Origin of the sequence: Herminiimonas sp. (assembly GCF_030645555.1) — a bacterium.
Taxonomy (GTDB): Bacteria; Pseudomonadota; Gammaproteobacteria; order Burkholderiales; family Burkholderiaceae_D; genus Oxalicibacterium.
Window position 1 is genome coordinate 1 of the sequence record NZ_JAUSME010000077.1, and the last position, 2,835, is coordinate 2,835.

Below are 2,835 nucleotides of genomic sequence, written 5' to 3' on the forward strand. Positions count from 1 at the left end.
GGGAAAGGATCAGCCCAGCCAGACCGCGAGCGACAGCAGCAGCAGGAGCAACATCCATAGCAAGAGCGCGCGCCAGACCAGCCCCACCGTGCTCTGCAATGCCCGGGGCGAGGGCTCATCACCGGGAAGCACGTCCGCTTCCACGTCAATCGAGTCGATGACAGTGGCATCTGCGGGCAGCAAAGCCGTCGCATTTTCGGCAGGGCTACCCAAGCGTACGCCCATGGCGCCGCCGCCCGCCGACAGGATGATTCCCATGGTCTCGTCGTGCCAGCGATGGGCAAAATTGCGCCATGCATAAACAGCATCTTCGAAATTGCCGACCACTGCGAAGGCGGCAGCCGTCAGGCGTGCCGGCACCCAGTCGATCCAGTAATAAGCCTGGGCTGCGAAGCGGCCAAAAGCCTCGTTCTGCATATGGTCGGGCTCGTTCCACGCACGGGAGAGGTACTCCGACACCCGGTACAGCACTGCGCCCGCCGGCCCGAGCGGCATCAGGAACCAGAAAAACACACCAAAAACGCTGCGATGGGTCGTGACCAGCGCTTTTTCGACCGCCAGCCGCGAAATCTCGCCGATCTCCAGCCCCCGGGTGTCCTGTTTGGTCCACTCCGCCAGCAGGGTGCGGGCACTGTCGACATCGCCGCTGTTGAGCGCCAGCTGGATTGACGTGAAGTAGTGGCTGTAGTGGCGCAGTCCCAGCGTCAGGTAGACCACCAGTATGTTCCAGGCCAGCGCCAGCAGAGGGCTGATGCGCGCGCAGATCCAGTACACGAGGATGGTCGGCACGATCAGCGCCCCGACCATCACGAACCATCCGAGCCGGCCGTGCTCGCGCATGCCGGCATTGAATCCGCCCTCCACTTTGGTCGCCAGCAGCTTCACCGCGTTATAGACCGGGTTGTCGGCACGCAGCGGCTTGAGTTGCTCAATCAGCAGGGCGATCAGTATGGAGAAGAAGGTCATCAGGTCGGTTTCAGGGTGGAACGAACGATACGATAACCCAGCGAGGGGCCGGAATCAAACCGGGACTGCTCCCGCCCTGCCAGCCGAGGTCGTTGCGGCACCGTCAGGTCCGCAGGAAATGGAACAGGTTGCGCAGCATGCCTGCTGTCGCGCCCCAGATGAAAAAGCGGTCGTAGGGCATGGCGTAGAAGGTGCGCTGCCCGCTTCCGCCCGGCAGTTCCAGGGTGCGGCGCTGGTGGTTCATGCCATCCATCAGGAATGCCAGCGGCACCTCGAATATCTCTGCCACCTCGAATGGGTCGGCGACCAGGTCGATCGGCGGGTGGACCAGGCCCACCACCGGCGTCACCCGATAACCGGTACCAGTGAAATAGTCGGGCAGCGTCCCGACCACTTCCACATGCTTGCGTTGCAGGCCGACTTCTTCCTCGGCCTCGCGCAGCGCTGTCTCGATGGCGGAAGCATCCTCGGCTTCGGCGCGCCCGCCGGGCAAACTGACCTGTCCGCTATGGTGGGTCAGGTGGTCGGTGCGCTGGGTCAACAGCATGGTCAGGCCTTGCGGGCGAACGACGACCGGCATCAGCACCGATGCCGGCGTGTGCTTTGCGCCTGCCTCCCGCTGCCTGTGCTCATCGGTGACCTCGGGCTGCCACAAGGGTGGACTGGCAAAATGGGCACGCAATCCCTCCATGGTCAGGCGACCGGACAGGACCGCCGATTCGCCGGCATAGGAATCGACAGGCAGGGCCTTGGGATCGAATTGCAGTTTTGCCACGTGTTCTCGTTCATGCCTGCGGGCGCAGGATGAGAAGGTAAAAATCCATTATAAGGCAGCGCAACAATTCATTCCTGAAGGACTGCTGGCCAAAAAAAAGCCCGCGACTGTTGTCGCGGGCTCTTGACCGGAACCGGCTTGCTTACTTTGCCGCGACCTTGACACGACGGGCAGGCAGCTTTTCCTTGATACGAGCCGACTTGCCCGAACGCTCGCGCAAGTAGTACAGCTTGGCGCGACGGACGTCACCGCGACGCTTGACTTCGATCGACGCGATCAGCGGGGAATACAGCTGGAACGTACGCTCGACGCCTTCGCCGGACGAAATCTTGCGGACGATGAAGTTGGAATTCAGGCCGCGGTTGCGACGGGAAATCACCACGCCTTCATAAGCCTGGGCGCGCTTGCGGGTACCTTCAACAACGTTCACGCTCACGATGACAGTGTCGCCGGGTGCGAAATCAGGGATGGTGCGTCCCAGACGTTGAATTTCTTCCTGCTCAAGTTGCTGGATCAAGTCCATTTTTCACTCCTGTAACCATCTTGCCGGCGCCGTTATCGACTTCATCATGCCCGGTAGAGGATGGGGTTGACTCATGCAGGCAACATGCCTGCATGCACACTTCACGCAACTGCCTTCGGCAGATTGCGAAGAAACTTTTCATCGGCAGCGCTCAGCAATCCCGCCGCCCGCGCCTGCCCGATCAATTCCGGCCGCCTTGCCGCCGTGTTGCGCAGCGATTGTTCGCGCCGCCATTTCACGATCTCGGCATGATGCCCGCCCAGCAGGACCGACGGCACCGGCACGCCTTCATACACTTCCGGCCGCGTGTAATGCGGGCAATCCAGCAAGCCATGCACAAAACTGTCCTGCGTGGCCGACGCCTCGTCATTCAGCACGCCCGGCAACTGCCGTATCACTGCATCCATCAGCGCCATCGCCGGCAGTTCGCCACCGGACAACACGAAATCGCCAAGGCTGATTTCTTCATCCACGCAGCGATCCAGCAAACGCTGGTCCACTGCTTCGTAACGTCCGCACAGCAAGACCATGCCCGCTTCGTCACGCAATTCCATCACGCGCTGGTGGCTCA

At 61.7% G+C, this 2,835-nt stretch carries 4 protein-coding genes; all 4 read right to left on the minus strand.

The window, feature by feature from the left end; genetic code table 11:
* Positions 1–9: 9 nt before the first annotated feature.
* Complete coding sequence (locus Q7T06_RS03100; protein ID WP_304779987.1) at positions 10–966, minus strand: CobD/CbiB family protein; 957 nt, start codon at positions 964–966, stop codon at positions 10–12.
* 103 nt (positions 967–1,069) lie between these two features.
* Positions 1,070–1,741 carry a CoA pyrophosphatase gene (locus Q7T06_RS03105; protein ID WP_304779990.1) on the minus strand — a complete coding sequence of 224 codons (672 nt, stop codon included), beginning with the start codon at positions 1,739–1,741 and terminating at the stop codon, positions 1,070–1,072.
* 142 nt (positions 1,742–1,883) lie between these two features.
* On the minus strand, positions 1,884–2,264 hold the full coding sequence (gene rplS / locus Q7T06_RS03110; RefSeq protein WP_304779993.1) for a 50S ribosomal protein L19: 381 nt from the start codon (positions 2,262–2,264) through the stop codon (positions 1,884–1,886).
* A gap of 101 nt (positions 2,265–2,365) precedes the next feature.
* Positions 2,366–2,835 (minus strand): tRNA (guanine(37)-N(1))-methyltransferase (locus Q7T06_RS03115; RefSeq protein WP_370652332.1); only part of this gene is annotated, 470 nt, incomplete at its 5' end.